Source organism: Pseudooceanicola aestuarii (genome assembly GCF_010614805.1).
GTDB lineage: Bacteria > Pseudomonadota > Alphaproteobacteria > Rhodobacterales > Rhodobacteraceae > Pseudooceanicola > Pseudooceanicola aestuarii.
Genome location: NZ_JAAFZC010000004.1, coordinates 86,004 through 101,458 on the forward strand (window position 1 = coordinate 86,004; position 15,455 = coordinate 101,458).

Below are 15,455 nucleotides of genomic sequence, written 5' to 3' on the forward strand. Positions count from 1 at the left end.
TTCCGGGCCCGTCTGAACTGACACCAATAGGAAAAGGTAGACTAGAACCATGAAAAGACGTGACTTTCTGAATGTCGCCGCAATGTCCGGGGTTTCGCTTGTCGGTCTGCGGCTGGGCGCGACCCCCGCGCAGGCCCAAAGCCGCAGCGACGTGATCCGCATCCTGCTGGAGGACAGCCCCAACACGTTCGATCCTTCGGGCACCGGCTACAACCCGGCGTCGTGCAATATCTCCTGGAATGTCTATGACCGCCTGGTGACCTTTGGCACCAAGCCGGTGGAGGGCGAGGACGACGCCCATATCTATGACTATTCCAATATCGTCGGCCAGGCCGCCGAAAGCTACGAGGTCTCCGAGGACGGGACCGTCATCACCTTCAAGATGCGGGACGGGGCCACCTTCCACGATGGCCGTCCGGTCACCGCACATGATGCCAAGTGGTCGCTGGATCGTGCGGTCAGCCTGCCGACCTCCAAGGCGCAGCTTGGCACCGGCTCCCTGACCAGCCCTGACCAGTTCGCGGTCGTCGATGACATGACCTTTCAGATCACGCTGCCGCAGGCCGACCGTTTCACCCTGCCGAACCTGTGCATCCTGTTCCCGGCGATCTTCAACTCGGAGCTGGCCAAGGAACACGCCACCGAGGACGACCCCTGGGCCGAGGCCTGGCTGAAGACGAACGAAGCCGGCGGCGGCCCGTTCACCGTCAGCCGCTACGTCGCGGATCAGCAATTCGTCCTGGACCGGTTCGCGGAATGGAAGAATGGCGCGGTGCCCAGCCACGCCCGGATCCTGGCGCAGATCGTGCCGGTCGCCTCCTCGCGCCGGGTGTCGGCCGAAAAGGGCGAGGCGGACCTGGTGCGGGCGCTGTCGGGCCGCGACATCAAGGACATGATCGACGCCGGCAAACCCCGTGTGCTGGGGATTTCCAACCCGGCGCGTATGGTGTCCATCGCCCTGAATTCCGAGATGGCGCCGTTCGACAACAAGCTGGTGCGCCAGGCCGTCGCCTTTGCCGTGCCCTATGACGAGATGTTCGAATCCGTGCTCTACAGCCGGGGCACGCCGCTGTTCGGCGGCAGCGCCGAGACGACAGAACCGGTCTACCCCCAGCCCCTGCCCTACACCCAGGACCTGGAGAAGGCCAAGGCGCTGCTGGCCGAGGCCGGAATGCCCGACGGGTTCGAGACGACATTCACCATCGACAGCTCCCTGGGAACCACGGCGGAACCGATCGCGATCCTGATGCAGGAGGCCCTGGGCAAGATCGGCATCACGGTCAAGATCGAGAAGGTGCCGTCGGCCCAGATGGGCCAGCTTCAGACCGAACGCGCCCTGCCGATGTACATTGCTGTCGGTGGCGCATGGCTGGCGGATCCGGACTACTTCTTCCGCATCTTCTACAATTCGACCCGGCGCTGGAACTACGGCAATTACCAGAACGAGGAAATGTCCACTCTGGTCAGCGAAACCCGCTTCGAAACCGACGAAGAGGTCTACAAGGCCAAGGTCATCCGCATGATCGAGCTGGCCAAGGAGGACGTGCCCCTGATTGCCCTCTGGTCGCCCTACCAGGACACGGTGCTGAGCGACGCGGTCTCCGGCTACGAATACATGTTCCACGGTCAGCTGGAACTTCGACTGCTTGAGAAGACCTGATCCCCCCCGCCGCCGGGGCCGCTGCGGCGGCCCCGTGCTACCCCCGCGCCCAGGAGAGCCCACATGAAGCATCGGACCCTTCGCCTGATCGCCTGGCGCCTCTTGATGGCGCTGCCGATCCTGTTCGGCGTCGTCGTCGTCACGTTCGTCCTGATCCGTGCGCTGCCGGGAGATCCGGCCATCGCCTATGCCTCCGGCCCGAACATGAGCCAGGAGGACATCGACGCGATCCGCCGGGCGATGGGGCTGGACAAGTCACTGGCCCAGCAATTCCTGATCTACCTGCGCAATATCGCCCATCTCGACTTCGGCAATTCGATGATCACCGGGCAGCCCGTGCTGGAAGATTTCAAGGAACGCCTGCCCGCGACGCTGGAACTGGCGATCTTTGCCTTTGCGCTGTCGCTGATCGTGGCGCTGCCGATCGGGGTGCTGTCGGCCCTATACCGCGACAGCTGGATCGACCAGCTGGCCCGCGTCGTCACCTCTGTCTCGGCGGCGATGCCGGGTTTCTTCTTCGGGCTGATCCTGATCTTTGTCTTCTACTTCCTGCTGGGCATCGGCCCCGAACCCATCGGCCGCCTGTCGGGTTGGTCAATCGCGCCGCCCACCGTCACCGGGTTGATGACCGTCGACACGGCGCTGATCGGCGACTGGCCGCTGTTCCGGGAAGCCGTGGCCAAGATGATCATGCCGGCCGCTTCCATGGCGATCTTCGCGGTGGCGCCGCTGATGCGGATGATGCGCGGCGGCATGATCGACGCGCTGGACAGCGATTACATCAAATCCGCGCAGGCCTATGGCTTGTCACGCCGCAGGATCCTGCTGCAACACGCGCTGCCCAACGCCATGCTGCCGGTGCTGGCCACCATGGGCATGGTCCTGTCGACGATGCTGGGTGCCAACATCATGATCGAAAAGCTCTTCTCCTGGCCCGGAATCGGCTCTTATTCGGTCAATGCGCTGACCGGCGTGGATTATGCCCCGGTACAGGCTTTCGTCCTGATTGTTGCCGTGCTCTTCGTGCTGATGACGCTTGCGATCGATCTTCTCTCCGCGGCGATCGACCCGCGCTACAAGGTGAAAGGGTAGACCATGGCCCGGAGTGCCACGCTGTATCACCTGCGACGCAATGTGGCGACCAGCGTCGCCGCCGGGATCATTGTGCTGCTGTTCGCGCTGGCGGTGTTCGGGCCGCTGATCGTGCCCTATGACCCGCTTGCCACCTCCATGCGCGAGGTGCTGGAACCGCCCTCCGCCGCGCATTGGTTCGGCACCGACCAGTTGGGGCGCGACATTTTCAGCCGGGTGGTGGTGGCGACACGGCTGGATTTTGCAATCGCCGTGGCGGCCGTGGGCCTGTCCGCGCTGGCCGGCATCTCGGTCGGGGCGATCTCCGGCTATCTCGGCGGATGGCTTGATGGGATCCTGAGCCGTATCGTCGATGTCATGATGGCCTTTCCGCTGTTTGTCGCGGCCATGGCCCTGGTCGCGGTGTTCGGGAACTCGGTGCAATCCGTGGTGCTGGCGACCGCGATCATCAATTTTCCCTTCTACTTCCGCCTCGCCCGGATCGAGGCGGCCTCCCGCCGGGAGATCGGCTATGTCGAGGCGGCGTTGATCAATGGCAATTCCGACCGTTCGGTGATCTTTCGGTTCCTGTTGCCGAACTCTCTGCCGCCGGTGATCGTGCAGATTTCCCTGAACCTGGGTTGGGCGATCCTGAACACCTCGGGCCTGGCCTTCATCGGGCTGGGCGTGGCGCCGCCGACGCCGGAATGGGGGATCATGATCCAGGAGGGGGCTTCCATGATGATGTCGGGGGAATGGTGGACCGTCCTGTTTCCCGGTCTTGCCCTGGTGCTGTCCGTGTTCTGCTTCAGCTTGCTGGGCGACGGGCTGCGCGACATCTCCGACCCGCGCAGGAGAAGCTGATGACCCTCATGCTGGATATCGACAAGCTTACGCTGGAATTCGAGACACCCGCCGGGCTGGTCCATGCGCTGGACCGCGTGGACCTGTCCGTGCAGCGCGGCGAATGCGTCGCGCTGGTGGGGGAAAGCGGTTCGGGCAAATCGATCACCGGAATGTCGATCCTGCGGCTGAACGGGCCCAATGCCCGGATCCGGGCGAACCGTATCGCGCTGGACGGCACGGATATGCAGAAGATGCCGGACAAGGTGTTCCAGACCATCCGGGGCCGCCGCGTCGCAATGATCTTTCAGAACGCCAAGTCGGCCCTGAACCCGCTGCGCCGGGTGGGCGAGACGCTGACCGACATCCTGTGCACCCATTCCCCCGAACGGCTGTCGCGCCGGCAGGGCCGGGCGCGGGTGCTGGAGATGCTGAACCAGATCGGCATTCACGAGGCGGCGGACCGGATGCAGGCCTATCCCGCGGAACTCTCGGGTGGCATGTGCCAGCGCATCATGATCGTCGCCGCCCTGCTGTGCGACCCGGAGCTGATCATCGCGGACGAACCGACCAGCGCGCTGGATGTCACGACCCAGATCAGGGTGATGGACCTGCTGATGTCCGCCTGCCGCCAGCGCGGTGTCGCCGTCCTGTTCATCACCCACGACCTGGCACTGGCCTCGGCCTATTGCGACCGCGCGGTGGTCATGCACGCGGGCCAGGTTCTGGAAGACGGACCCGCCGACCGGGTCTTTGTCCATCCGCGCCACCCCTATTCGCGAATGCTTCTGGATTCCATGCCCTATGGCAAGGACAACGCGGCCGAGCTGAAGCCGATGGGCGGCAGCCTTCCCGATCTGCGCCGCGACGATCTGCCTGCCTGCCGGTTCGCCGATCGGTGTCCCCGCGTGCAACGCTGTTGCCGCGACGGCGCGATCCCCGAGGCGCGTTCCGACCGGGCGCATGTAGCAAGGTGCTTTTTCCCCCATGACTGACACCCTTCTCGAAGCTGGAGCTCTGGTCAAAGACTTCCCCCTGGGGCGCGGCAGGCACCTGCGCGCGGTCGATCGCGTCTCGTTCAAGTTGAAGCGGGGCGAAATCCTGGGGCTGGTGGGTGAAAGCGGGTCGGGCAAGTCCACCCTTGCCCGGATCCTGGCACGACTGCTGCCCCAGACCGAAGGCTCGGTCTGGTTCGACAAGGCCAATCTGGCCGGGCTCAGCGGATCGCGCTTTGCCCGGGCGGCGGCGCGGCGCGATATCCAGATGGTGTTCCAGGATCCGCTGGCCAGCCTGAACCCCAGGTGGCGCGCGGCCAGGATCATCGGCGATCCGATCCGCTGTCTGGGCACGGCCGAGGAGCGCGCCGAGGCGCCGGCGCTGATCGCGGCGGCTGCCGAACGTTCTGGCCTGCCGGTTGCCCTGCTTGATCGGTTTCCGCATCAACTGTCCGGTGGCCAGCGCGCCCGTGTCGACATCGCCCGCGCCATCGTGCTGCGCCCCAAGCTGCTGATCCTGGACGAGCCGACATCGGCGCTGGACGCGTCCTTGCAGGCCCACGTGATCCAGACCCTGATGCAACTGCGCGCTGATCTTGACCTGACCTATGTCTTTGTCACCCACGATCTGAACCTGGTGCACCTGATCGCGGATCGGATCCTGGTCATGCAAAAAGGCAAGCTGGTGGAGGAAGGGGCGGTCGCGGCGCTGTTCGCCGATCCGAAGGAGGCCTACACCCGCGAGCTGATTGCCGCGATCCCGCAACTGGGCCAGCGCCGGGTTCCGGGGCCCTGACCGGCGGCGGGACATGACCTTCGCGGGCGCGAAATGTTCCGCGCCCGCCGAAACCGGTATCTGCCGATCGGTCAGGCGGTTTCCCTGGCCTTGTGGGTGGCGGGTGTCGCGGACTGGCTGCCGAAGATCAGGCCTTCGTAGCCGTTGTTCGCGACATTCTGGCAATCCTCGGTATATTTTCCCAGACCCCCGGCATACATCGGAAAGCTGCGCGGCTTGCCGGGGATGTTGGTGCCTGTGTACCAGGTGTTTGCCTTGGGCATCAGGGACTTGCTGGCCAGCTGGGCGATACGCTCCATCCAGCGATCTTCGGCCGCCTCGGTGGCTTCGACGGTATCGTGTCCCTGCGCCGTCATATGGTCGACAAGGTCGCTGATCCAGTTCACGTTCTGCTCGTTCAGCAGGATGAAATTGGCCAGCGCCGAGGGACCGTTGACCGAGGCCGTGGTAAACAGGTTCGGAAAGCCCTGGATCGTCATGCCCAGGTAGGACCGCGCGCCCTCGGACCATTTCTCGCGCAGGCTGGCACCCGCGCGGCCCTTGATATCGATGGACAGCAACGCCCCGGTCAGCGCGTCGAACCCGGTCGCGGCGATGATCACGTCCAGTTCGATTTCCTTGCCATCGACGATCACGCCCTTCGGAGTGATCCGTTCGATCGGGGTGGTCAGACAATCGACCAGGGTGACGTTGTCCTGGTTGAAGACCTCGTAATAATTGGTGTCCAGGCACGGACGCCGGGCAAAGATCGGCTCCCCCCGGGGCATGAGTTTTTCGGCGGTTTGCGGATCCTTGACCGTTTCCCCGATTTTCTTGCGCACGAAATCGGCCACCACGTCATTGGCGTCCTTGTTCAGCAGCAGGTCGGAGAAGATGCCCAGCAGGTTGTGCCCGGCGGTCTGCCAGGCCTCTTCCAGCATGGCGTTGCGTTCCTCCACCGTGACACTGAACAACGGGCGGGAGGACGCCGGCCGGGTGCCGCCGCTGAAGGTCATTCGGGTGACCGCGCGCATGGCGTTGTAGTGTTTCTTGACCTGCGCGACGTAGTCGGGATCCAGCTTCTGGTTGCGCATCGGCAGGGAGAAGCTGGGCGTGCGCTGGAACACATGCAGATGGCTGGCCTGATGCGCCACGACCGAGACGATCTGAACGCCCGATGACCCGGTACCGATCACGCCGATGCGCTTGCCGTCCAGCTCCACATCGTGATGCGGCCAGCGGGCAGAGAGGTACAGCTCCCCCTCGAAACTGTCGGCGCCGGGGATGGCGACGCCCTTGGGCACGGACAGCGGGCCGGTGGACAGGATGCAGAACTTGGCGTCGTAGATGTCCCCCTGCTCCGTCTCGATCCGCCAGCGTTGTGTGGCGTCATCGAATTCCACGACATTTGCGCGCGTGCCGAACCGGATGTCGCGCAGCAGGTCCAGCTTCTCCGCGACGAAGTTGGCATAGCTCAGGATCTCGCCCTGGGCGCAGAACCGTTCGGACCAGGTCCATTCCTGCTGGATCTCGTCCGAGAAGGAATAGCTGTAGTCGATGGTCATCACGTCGCAGCGGGCGCCGGGATAGCGGTTCCAGTACCAGGTGCCGCCGACGCCGGCCCCGGCTTCGATCGCGACGGTGCGCAGACCCTTTTCGCGAAACTTGTGCAGCGCGTACATGCCGCCAAAGCCCGCGCCGACGACCAGAACGTCGACCTTCTGGATCTGCTTCGCGGTGTTGTCCTGCATGACCGGCCGCGACCGGGCTGGCACCGGTCCTTGCGGCGTTTGGTCGGGCGCGAGATCAGATCAGGCGCTGAGCCCGGTCCCGGACGGCGCGGGATCGGGATGCGACGGGCGTAGCCGGTCGCGGGCAAGGGTTCGGGCCTCGATCTCGGTCAGACGGGACAGGATGGCCTCCGCATCCGGGCCGTGATCGCGGGCCAACCGGCGCCACAGCCGCAGGGCGGAGCGTGGTGACCAGGGCAGGGTCGCACCCGCCAGCCAGCGCCGCAACGGCGGCGGCAGGCTGTCATAGGTCGCCATCGGATCCGCTGAGCGGCGGCGGCGCTTCAGGGTGGTGGCCATGTTTGCGCGCGTCATCGGCGCCACCTTCCGACGGCGCGCCGGGCCACAGGGGCAACAGCCACGCGGCAACGGAAAAAGCGCGGGAAAAGCAGCGGCCCAGGCGGGGCCGCGCGGTGGTTCAGGATGGTATCGGGCATCGGCAAGATCGGATCTGTCGGACCAGAACCCCCGGCAGGGCCGGCACGCCACGACAGGCGTGCCCGCGCGCAGGGATCAGTGGGCCATCATCGCCTCGGCGACCTGGCTGCCGCTCAACCCGGCCGGAAAGTAGGTCGGCCAATTGGTCACTTCCGCCAGCAGGGCGGCACGGTCATCGCCCCAATACAAGTGGTAATGGTCGGATTTCTCCGGCGCGATACGGTGATCGCTGAACTGGATGAACGCCGGCGCCGCCGCATCGCCCGACGTCTTGGCAAAGATGAAGCGCACGCCGCGATTGCCGGCGGAATAGGTCAGGATTTCCTGGCCATCGCTGGCATATTCGCCTTGTACCGGCACTCCGTCACGGAAGAAGGTGACGTGGCTGGCCCCGATTTCGATCCGGTCGACATCAGTTGCATAGCCGGTCTGGTAATAGGCGGTGTATTCGGCGGCTGTCTTGTCCCCATGCACGGCTTTGTCGGCGAAGACCGGATCCAGCGTGCCGTCCAGCAGCAGCGGGTAGACCGATTGCCAGTCACCGGCCCAGTCGGTCAGCGCGCGGGGCTGAACCTGATCATCATCAAAATGACCCTTGTAGATCTCCTCGGCGCTGTGATCATGGGAATGGGCGTGGTCATGGCTGTCGCTTTCGGCCATTGCGGGCTGAGCGAGGGCAAGCATCGCGCCGGTGGCAAGGGCGAGGGCGGCCATGGGGTAAGCTTGTGTCATGCGATCGGTCCTGTTCAGGTCGTTCAAGGATGATTCATTATGTTATAACGTATCATCAGTCGCACGTACCGGGGCTATGACGGAATGGCAAGGGCCCTACTTGATCCCCGCTGTCAGGAAGGCCTGGACGAACCGGCGCTGGAACACCAGGAACAGGATCAGCAGCGGCGCCACGACCATCAGCGTCGCGGCAGAGATGACCGAGATATCCACCCCGTTCTCCGGCGCGCCAAAGATCGACAGCCCCACCGTCAGGGGGCGCGCGCTGTCGGTATTGGTCACGATCAGCGGCCACAGGAAATTGTTCCAATGGGTCGCCACCGACACCAGCGCATAGGCGATATAGGTGGGCCGCGCCGCCGGAACATAGACCCGCCACAGCACGCCCAACAGGGAACAGCCCTCGACCCGGGCGGCCTCGTCCAGATCTCTGGGCACGGACTTGAACGCCTGCCGCATCAGAAAGATCCCGAAGGCCGAGGCCATGTAGGGCGCGCCGATCCCCAGGATCGTGTCCAGCAGGCCCAGCCGCGCGGCGACGCGGTAGTTTTCCACGATCAGCACCTCGGGCAGGATGAACAATTGCAGCAACACCAGCGTGAACACCGCGTCGCGCCCGCGAAACCGCACCTGAGCAAAGGCAAAACCCGCCAGCGTCGCCAGCACGAACTGCCCGATCAGGATCGAGGTGACCAGCAGGAAGGAATTCAGGAAATACCGCAGCCAGGGCGCGCCTTCCCAGGCGGTGCGGAAGTTGTCCAGCGTCAGCGGCGCGGTGGGGCGAAAGTTGATCGCGTCGGAAACGTTGTGAAACGCCGCCCAGACCGCCACCAGCAACGGCGAGATCCACAGAATCGCTAGTGCCACCGCCAGCACGGGTTCGATCAGACGGGTCATCGGTAATGGGTCCGGCGGTCGAGAACGGTGAACTGGAACGCCGCCAGAAGGCCAAGGCCGATCAGCACCAGCACAGTCATCGCCGCGGCGGCTGGCCGATCGAAATAGGCATAGGCGTTTTCCCAGATGTAATAGAGGATCAGCTTGGAACTGTCGGATGGTCCGCCCTTGGTCAGGATGAACAGGTGGTCGATCAGCTTGACCGAGTTGATCATCGCGTTCACCAGAATGAACAGGGTGGTGGGCATCAGCAGGGGCAGCACGATGCGGCGGGTATAGGTCCAGCGGCTGGCGCCCTCGATCTCGGCGGCCTCTTTCAGGTCGGGCGGGATGGTTTGCAGGGCGGCCAGGTAGAAGATCATGAAGAACCCGCTTTCCTTCCAGACCGTCACCAGGCAGATCGCCCAAAGGGCGGTTTCCGGCTGGCCCAGCCAGTTCACCGCCGGGGCGCCGAACAGGGCGCCCACCTTGTTGATGATGCCGAAACTGGGGGTGTAGAAGAACAGCCACAGATTGCCCGCGGCGATCATCGGCAGCACCGTCGGTGTGAAATAGGCGGTGCGGACAAAGCTGCGGGCCGGGATCTTCGAATTGGCCCAAAGCGCCATGGCCAATGCGATGGCGATGGAAAGCGGGATCGTCGTCCCGGCATAGAGCAGGTTGTTCCACGCCACTTTCCAGAAGGTCGGATCCTCCAGCAGGGCGCGGTAATTTTCGAGCCCCGCGAATTCCGAAGGCCGCCGCCGTGTGCCCCGCGACCAGAGCGAGGTCCAGAACGTGGCGACCGACGGGTAGAATGCAAAGGTGCCCAGCATCGCCAGCGCGGGCGACAGCAACAGCCAGCCGTGGATGGCGCGCCGGCGCTGCTCTGCCTGGGAAAGATCGGTCATCATCTGGGCCCTGGTCGGGTGCGGGGGGCCGCGACGGCCGCCCCCCGCAGCTGGGTTACTTGTAGGGGCGCAGCTGGCGTTCGGCTGCGGTCTGCGCCTCGGACAGCGCGTCGGCGGCGCTCTTCTCGCCGGTCAGCGCGGATTGGATGGCGGCGTTCAGACCGTCGCGCACCCGCGCCGTCTCGAAGGTGGAGAATTCGGCAACCGCGTGCTCCAGCTGATCGCGGGCCACCAGCGCGGCGGGGAAATCGGCGGCATAGGCTTGCAGCGCCTCGGTCTCGTAGGCGGCGGGCGAGACACCCATGTAGCCAGTGGCGATGGACCAGGCGGCGGCCTGCTCCGGCGCGGTCATGAACTGGATCAGCGCGACGGCGGCTTCCTGCTCTTCGGGGGTGGCATCCTTGAAGACATAGAAGTTCCCGCCGCCGGTCGGCGACCCCAGGCGTTCCTGCGCGGGCAGCATGGCAACGCCGAAATCGAATTCGGCACCGTTGCGCACGGCGGTGAGGTTGCCGGTGGAATGCCACATCATCGCGGTCTCCCCCTCAAGGAAGGCCTGGCGCAGGGTGCCCCATTCCACGGTGCCGGCGGGCATGATGCCATGATCGGCCGACAGGCTTTTCCAGAAGTCCAGTGTCTCCACCACGGCGGGATCGGTGAAGTAGGTTTCGGTGCCGTCGTCGGACATCAGCTCCTTGCCGTTCTGGATCGCCAGAGCCTGGAACATCCAGTAGGGATAGCCGGTGGAGGGGATCATCAGCCCGTAGTGATCATCATTGGTCAGGGCCTTGCCCATCTCGATCATCTCGTCCCAGGTCGTGGGGGCCTGTTCCGGGTCAAGCCCGGCGGCGCGGAACATGTCCTTGTTGTAATAGGCCACGATGGTGGAGCGTTGGAAGGGCACGCCCCAGGTCTTGCCCTCAACCTGGCCGTTGGCCATCAGCGCGGGGTAGAAGCTGCCCAGCCAGGCGGTATCCTGGGTCAGATCGTCGAAGGGCACGATCAGATCCTGTTCGATCAGGTCATAGGCATCGATGGAGAACATCACGGCCAGCTGCGCGGGTTCCCCGGCCTGCAATGCGGCCAGCGCCTTGATCCGGGTGTCGTCGTAATTGCCGGCATAGATCGCGTTGACCTTGATGTCGGGGTTTTCCTCCATGAAGTCGGCGACGATGCCGTCCACCACCTGGGTCAGCGGGCCGCCGACGGCGATCGGGTAATACATGGTCAGTTCGGTTTCGGCGGCCGCCGGATTGACGAGGGCCGTGGTCGCGGCGAGAATGGTCGCCACAGCAGAAAAGCGGGTCATGGGAATGTCCTTTGTGAACCGGGGGTTGCTTCGGTTGGAACGGGGGCCTCTCGGCCATCGCGCGGCGCGGTGTTTTGGCGAATGCGCGTCGCGGGATTCTGCTGCGGCTCCTTTTTGGCCTGCCCGCTTCGGGCGTCGAAAAGGAGCCGATCCTGTTCGGGCAGGCGCAAAGCCACCTGTGCACCGGGCTCCAGCCTCGCGATGCCGGGCAGGATCAGTGCCAGCCCCCGTGCGGCGGGATGGTCCAGTGACACCAGTGTCTCGGCGCCCAGGAATTCGGTATCGGCCACCTGCGCGGTCAGATCGGCGGTATCTTCGCCGGCCAGCGTGATCCGTTCGGGCCGGATGCCGATGGTCAGCGCCGCATCGCGGCCCAGGGCGGCGCCGTCGATCAGGGCCATGGGCGGCTCTCCGATGAATTCCGCAGCAAAGGTGCTGGCGGGACGGTCATAAAGCTGCGCCGGGGTGCCCATCTGTTCGATCCGTCCGCCGTTCATCAGCACGACCTGATCCGAAAGGCTCATCGCCTCGCCCTGGTCATGGGTGACATAGACCACCGTCAATCCCAGCCGCCGCTGCAACGCGCGGATGTCGCGGCGCACGGAATTGCGGAGCTTGGCATCCAGGTTGGACAGCGGTTCATCCATCAGGCACAGGCGCCGGTCCGACACCACCGCCCGCGCCAGGGCGACGCGCTGACGTTGCCCGCCCGACAGGGCCGCAGGCTTGCGCCCGCCCAGCCCCGTCAACCCGGTCAGCGCCAGCGCCTCGTCCAGGCGGCGGGTGCGTTCGGCCCGGGGCACGCGGCGCACTTTCAGGCCGAACAGCACGTTCTCTGCCACCGTCAGATGCGGGAACAGCGCGTAGGATTGAAAGACCATGGACAGGTCACGCTTGGACGCTGGCGCGCCTGTCACGTCCTGCCCGCGCAGCAGGATGCGCCCGGATTGCGGCTGCTCCAGCCCGGCGATCAGGCGCAGCAGCGTGGATTTCCCGCAACCCGACGGCCCCAGGATGGAGAGAAAGGCGCCCTCTGCCAGGTCGAGCGAAATCCCCGAGACACCGCCCTGCCCGTCCCATTGGCGGGTCACGCGGTCCAGTTCCAGAAACGCGCCGCTCATGCCTCGGGCTCCGCCACGATCAGCGCGGCGCCCAGCGGGTCCAGCAACGGGTGATACCGCGGATCGGGCATCTGATCGATCACCACCTGATCGGCGTCGCGCAGATGCCCGCCAAAGGCGGCGGCGTGACGGCCGAACTTGCTGTGATCCAGCACCAGGATCGACTTGCGGGCGCTGGCGCGGATCGCCTGGCGGTTCTGCACTTCCTCCTCGTGGAAATCCAGCAGGCTGCCATCGTCATCGACGCCACCGACCCCGTAGATGCCGAATTCCGCGCGGTAGGCCGCGAACATCTCCCGCGCGCTTTGGCCCAGGATGTCGCGATCGGGCAGGCGCAGTTCCCCGCCCGGAATGATCACCCTGTTGGAGCGGTTTTCCGACGCGGTCATCGCCACGTTCAGGTTGTTGGTGATGATGGTCAGCCCCTGGTGATTGCCCAAAGCCGCGGCGACCAGCGCAGGCGTGGTGCCGATGGAAAACGACAGGATCGCGCCATCGGGGATCAGGCTGGCGGTCTTGCGCGCGATCGCCTGTTTCGCCTGCACGTTCAGGATCTTGCGGGTGCCGTAGGGCAGATTGTCCAGACCTTCGATGAACTCTGCCCCACCATGCAGGCGCCGCAGTTTCGACTGTTCGCACAGCGTGTTGATATCGCGCCGGATCGTATGGGCCGAGACGCCCAGCTCCCGCGCCAGGGCGTCCACCGATACACGTCCGCGGGTCTGCGCCGCCTCCAGAATGGCAAGTTGTCTGTCCATCGCGCCCTCTTTTCACGCTCATATGAGCGTGAAATGGTAACGTGTTGATGACGATTCCGCTCATTCGAGCGGGTTTTGACGACTATCCCGGATACTTTGTCCTGCTGCGCCCGGCCTGGACGGCAAGGACGCTCTGCGATCGGGGCGGAGGGCTGCCACAGCTCCGCCCGAAAAACAGGCATTTGCACAACAGGCACCGGGAAAAGCCGGGCCCGTTTTGCCCCCGGCCAGCTCTGGCTTGCGGTCTGGCGGCGCCTTGCCGCAAGGTCTGGAAAAAATTTTACAGATTGCAGAACATGACGCCCGCACACCCGATTACCGCCAGCCCCGGCCCGGTCGAAAGCTACCTGCGCCGGTTGCTGGACGACATTTCACCGAATACCGACGGCGCGGTGGCGGATTACATTCCTGAGCTCGCCTCTGCCCTGCCCGAGGATTTCGCCGTCACCCTAGCCACCGTCGACGGCGCCATCCATTCCGCCGGCTGCGACGACCGGGCCTTTACCATCCAATCGGTGTCCAAGCCGTTCATGTTTGCCGGCGCCATCGAAAGCCACGGCATCGACGCCGTCCGCCGCAAGGTCGGGGTGGAGCCGACGGGCGATCCGTTCAATTCCATCGTCCTGGACGACGTCAACAACCGGCCCTACAACCCGATGGTCAATGCCGGGGCCATCGCGATGTGCGAAATGCTTTCCGCCCCCACGGCCGAGGCGCGCCGCGCCGAGCAGCTGGACCTGTTCAGCCGCCTTGCCGGGCGCCGGCTGAGCGTGGATGAACGGGTCTATCTGTCGGAAAAGGAAACCGGGCACCGCAACCGCGCCATCGCCTACATGATGCTGAACAGCGGCATGATCGACGGTCCGACCGAAGATCTGCTGGATCTCTACTTCCGGCAATGCGCAATCCTGACCACCACCCGCGACCTGGCCGTCATGGCCGCGACCTTTGCCGGCCATGGCCGCAACCCGATGACCGGAGAGAGCGTGCTGTCGCCCGGTACGGTGCGCGACGTGCTATCGGTGATGGCGACCTGCGGCATGTATGATTATGCCGGCCAATGGATGTTCGACGTCGGCCTGCCGGCCAAAAGCGGCGTGTCGGGCGGGATCATCGCCGTATTGCCCGGCCAGCTGGGCATCTGTGTCTATTCCCCGCGTCTGGACAGTGTCGGCAATTCCGTGCGCGGGGTCGAAGTCTGCAAACGGATGTCCCGCGATTTCAGCCTGCACGCCTATGTCGACCGGTCGGACATGCGCAACGTGGTGCGGCGCAGCTATCGCGGGGACGAGGTGCGGTCGGACCGGGTACGGGGGCATCGAGACCAGGAGCTGCTGGCAGAGCTGGGCCACCAGATCGCCATCGTGGAAACGCAGGGGCCGCTGTTCTTCGGTTCTGCCGAACGGCTGATCCGCAAAATCGCGGATGGCAGTGGCGGGGCAAAGCTGGTCATCGTGGACCTGCGGAGGGTGGCCTATGCCGACACCGCCGCGCGGACGCTGTTGCGGGAGCTGGTGCATGACCTGGCCCGGCGCGGCTGCCGCGTCGATTTCACCGAGGCCGGGACCAATCCCCACCTCACCGGGTTTCAGGACGCCTTCACCGCCGAGGTGGAGGCGGGGCTGTGCCGCTTTGCAGGCACTCTCGATCATGCGCTGGAACAGGCGGAGGACGCCCTGCTGGCGCAGGCGGGGCCGGCCCGCCCGCCCGAGCGTCTCGCCCTGGATGAGCTGGAGCTGTTCCAGGGGCTGGATCGCGCCGATCTTCAGGCGCTTGGCCCCCTGATCAGTACCTACCAGTTCGACGCCGGCAGCCAGATCCTGAAGACGGGGGACGACGCGCGGCTGATCTTCATCATCGCGCGCGGATCAGCCAGCATCCATGTCGGCGGCGGCCCGACCCGCGGGCGCCGAGTGGCCGCCGTGGGGCCGGGTCAGGCCTTTGGCGAGATGGCGCTGCTGGACGGCGGCACGCGGTCGGCCAATGTCTGGGCCGAGACGCGGCTGCTGGCCTATGGCATCGCGGTCGAGGAGATCCGGCGGCTGGCAGACAGCCGTCCGCAGATCCTCAGCACGATATATGCCAACATCATCCGTTCCATCTCCACCCGGCTGCGCAACGCCAACGACCAGATCCGCGCCTTGCAATAGGGCCGCACACCACCGGACCCGTGGCA

The 15,455-nt window shown here is 65.1% G+C and carries 14 protein-coding genes; 6 read left to right on the plus strand and 8 right to left on the minus strand.

Translation table 11 applies throughout. From position 1 onward, the window contains the following. Positions 1-49: 49 nt before the first annotated feature. From G5A46_RS17885 to G5A46_RS17905, 5 genes are all read left to right on the plus strand, one after another. Positions 50-1,660 carry an ABC transporter substrate-binding protein gene (locus tag G5A46_RS17885; RefSeq protein WP_204318800.1) on the plus strand — a complete coding sequence of 537 codons (1,611 nt, stop codon included), beginning with the start codon at positions 50-52 and terminating at the stop codon, positions 1,658-1,660. 63 nt (positions 1,661-1,723) lie between these two features. Then, on the plus strand, positions 1,724-2,752 hold the full coding sequence (locus tag G5A46_RS17890; RefSeq protein WP_163851816.1) for an ABC transporter permease: 1,029 nt from the start codon (positions 1,724-1,726) through the stop codon (positions 2,750-2,752). 3 nt (positions 2,753-2,755) lie between these two features. Further along, the gene (locus G5A46_RS17895) at positions 2,756-3,595 is read left to right on the plus strand and encodes an ABC transporter permease (protein ID WP_163851818.1); all 840 of its coding nucleotides are present in this window, start codon (positions 2,756-2,758) and stop codon (positions 3,593-3,595) included. Next, the gene (locus G5A46_RS17900) at positions 3,595-4,569 is read left to right on the plus strand and encodes an ABC transporter ATP-binding protein (RefSeq protein ID WP_163851820.1); all 975 of its coding nucleotides are present in this window, start codon (positions 3,595-3,597) and stop codon (positions 4,567-4,569) included. Before G5A46_RS17895 ends, G5A46_RS17900 begins: the two co-directional genes overlap by 1 nt. After that, positions 4,562-5,365 (plus strand): ABC transporter ATP-binding protein, encoded by an 804-nt coding sequence (locus tag G5A46_RS17905; protein WP_163851822.1) that lies wholly within the window; start codon positions 4,562-4,564, stop codon positions 5,363-5,365. Before G5A46_RS17900 ends, G5A46_RS17905 begins: the two co-directional genes overlap by 8 nt. A gap of 71 nt (positions 5,366-5,436) precedes the next feature. Here the strand turns inward: G5A46_RS17905 and G5A46_RS17910 are convergent, their stop codons facing one another. The 8 genes from G5A46_RS17910 to G5A46_RS17945 form a co-directional block, all read right to left on the minus strand. After that, positions 5,437-7,095: a flavin-containing monooxygenase gene (locus tag G5A46_RS17910; protein ID WP_163851824.1), complete on the minus strand. Its 1,659-nt coding sequence runs from the start codon at positions 7,093-7,095 to the stop codon at positions 5,437-5,439. Positions 7,096-7,155: 60 nt separating this feature from the next. Further along, positions 7,156-7,449, minus strand: a complete 294-nt coding sequence (locus G5A46_RS17915) for a DUF6525 family protein (RefSeq protein ID WP_239521080.1) — start codon at positions 7,447-7,449, stop codon at positions 7,156-7,158. A gap of 198 nt (positions 7,450-7,647) precedes the next feature. Continuing rightward, a complete protein-coding gene (locus tag G5A46_RS17920; RefSeq protein WP_163851826.1) occupies positions 7,648-8,304 on the minus strand; it encodes a metal-binding protein ZinT in 657 nt (218 codons plus the stop codon). 96 nt (positions 8,305-8,400) lie between these two features. Beyond that, positions 8,401-9,201, minus strand: a complete 801-nt coding sequence (locus tag G5A46_RS17925) for a carbohydrate ABC transporter permease (protein WP_163851828.1) — start codon at positions 9,199-9,201, stop codon at positions 8,401-8,403. Next, positions 9,198-10,091 (minus strand): carbohydrate ABC transporter permease, encoded by an 894-nt coding sequence (locus G5A46_RS17930; protein ID WP_163851830.1) that lies wholly within the window; start codon positions 10,089-10,091, stop codon positions 9,198-9,200. The genes G5A46_RS17925 and G5A46_RS17930 overlap by 4 nt, the downstream gene beginning before the upstream one ends. A 55-nt stretch (positions 10,092-10,146) precedes the next feature. Then, positions 10,147-11,400: an ABC transporter substrate-binding protein gene (locus tag G5A46_RS17935; protein ID WP_163851832.1), complete on the minus strand. Its 1,254-nt coding sequence runs from the start codon at positions 11,398-11,400 to the stop codon at positions 10,147-10,149. After that, complete coding sequence (locus tag G5A46_RS17940) at positions 11,397-12,521, minus strand: ABC transporter ATP-binding protein (protein ID WP_163851834.1); 1,125 nt, start codon at positions 12,519-12,521, stop codon at positions 11,397-11,399. Before G5A46_RS17940 ends, G5A46_RS17935 begins: the two co-directional genes overlap by 4 nt. Next, entirely contained in the window at positions 12,518-13,279 is a 762-nt protein-coding gene (locus G5A46_RS17945) for a DeoR/GlpR family DNA-binding transcription regulator (protein WP_163851837.1), read from the minus strand. The genes G5A46_RS17940 and G5A46_RS17945 overlap by 4 nt, the downstream gene beginning before the upstream one ends. 296 nt (positions 13,280-13,575) lie before the next feature. Between G5A46_RS17945 and glsA the strand changes: the two genes are divergently transcribed. Further along, a complete protein-coding gene (gene glsA / locus G5A46_RS17950) occupies positions 13,576-15,429 on the plus strand; it encodes a glutaminase A (protein WP_163851838.1) in 1,854 nt (617 codons plus the stop codon). Positions 15,430-15,455: the final 26 nt, after the last annotated feature.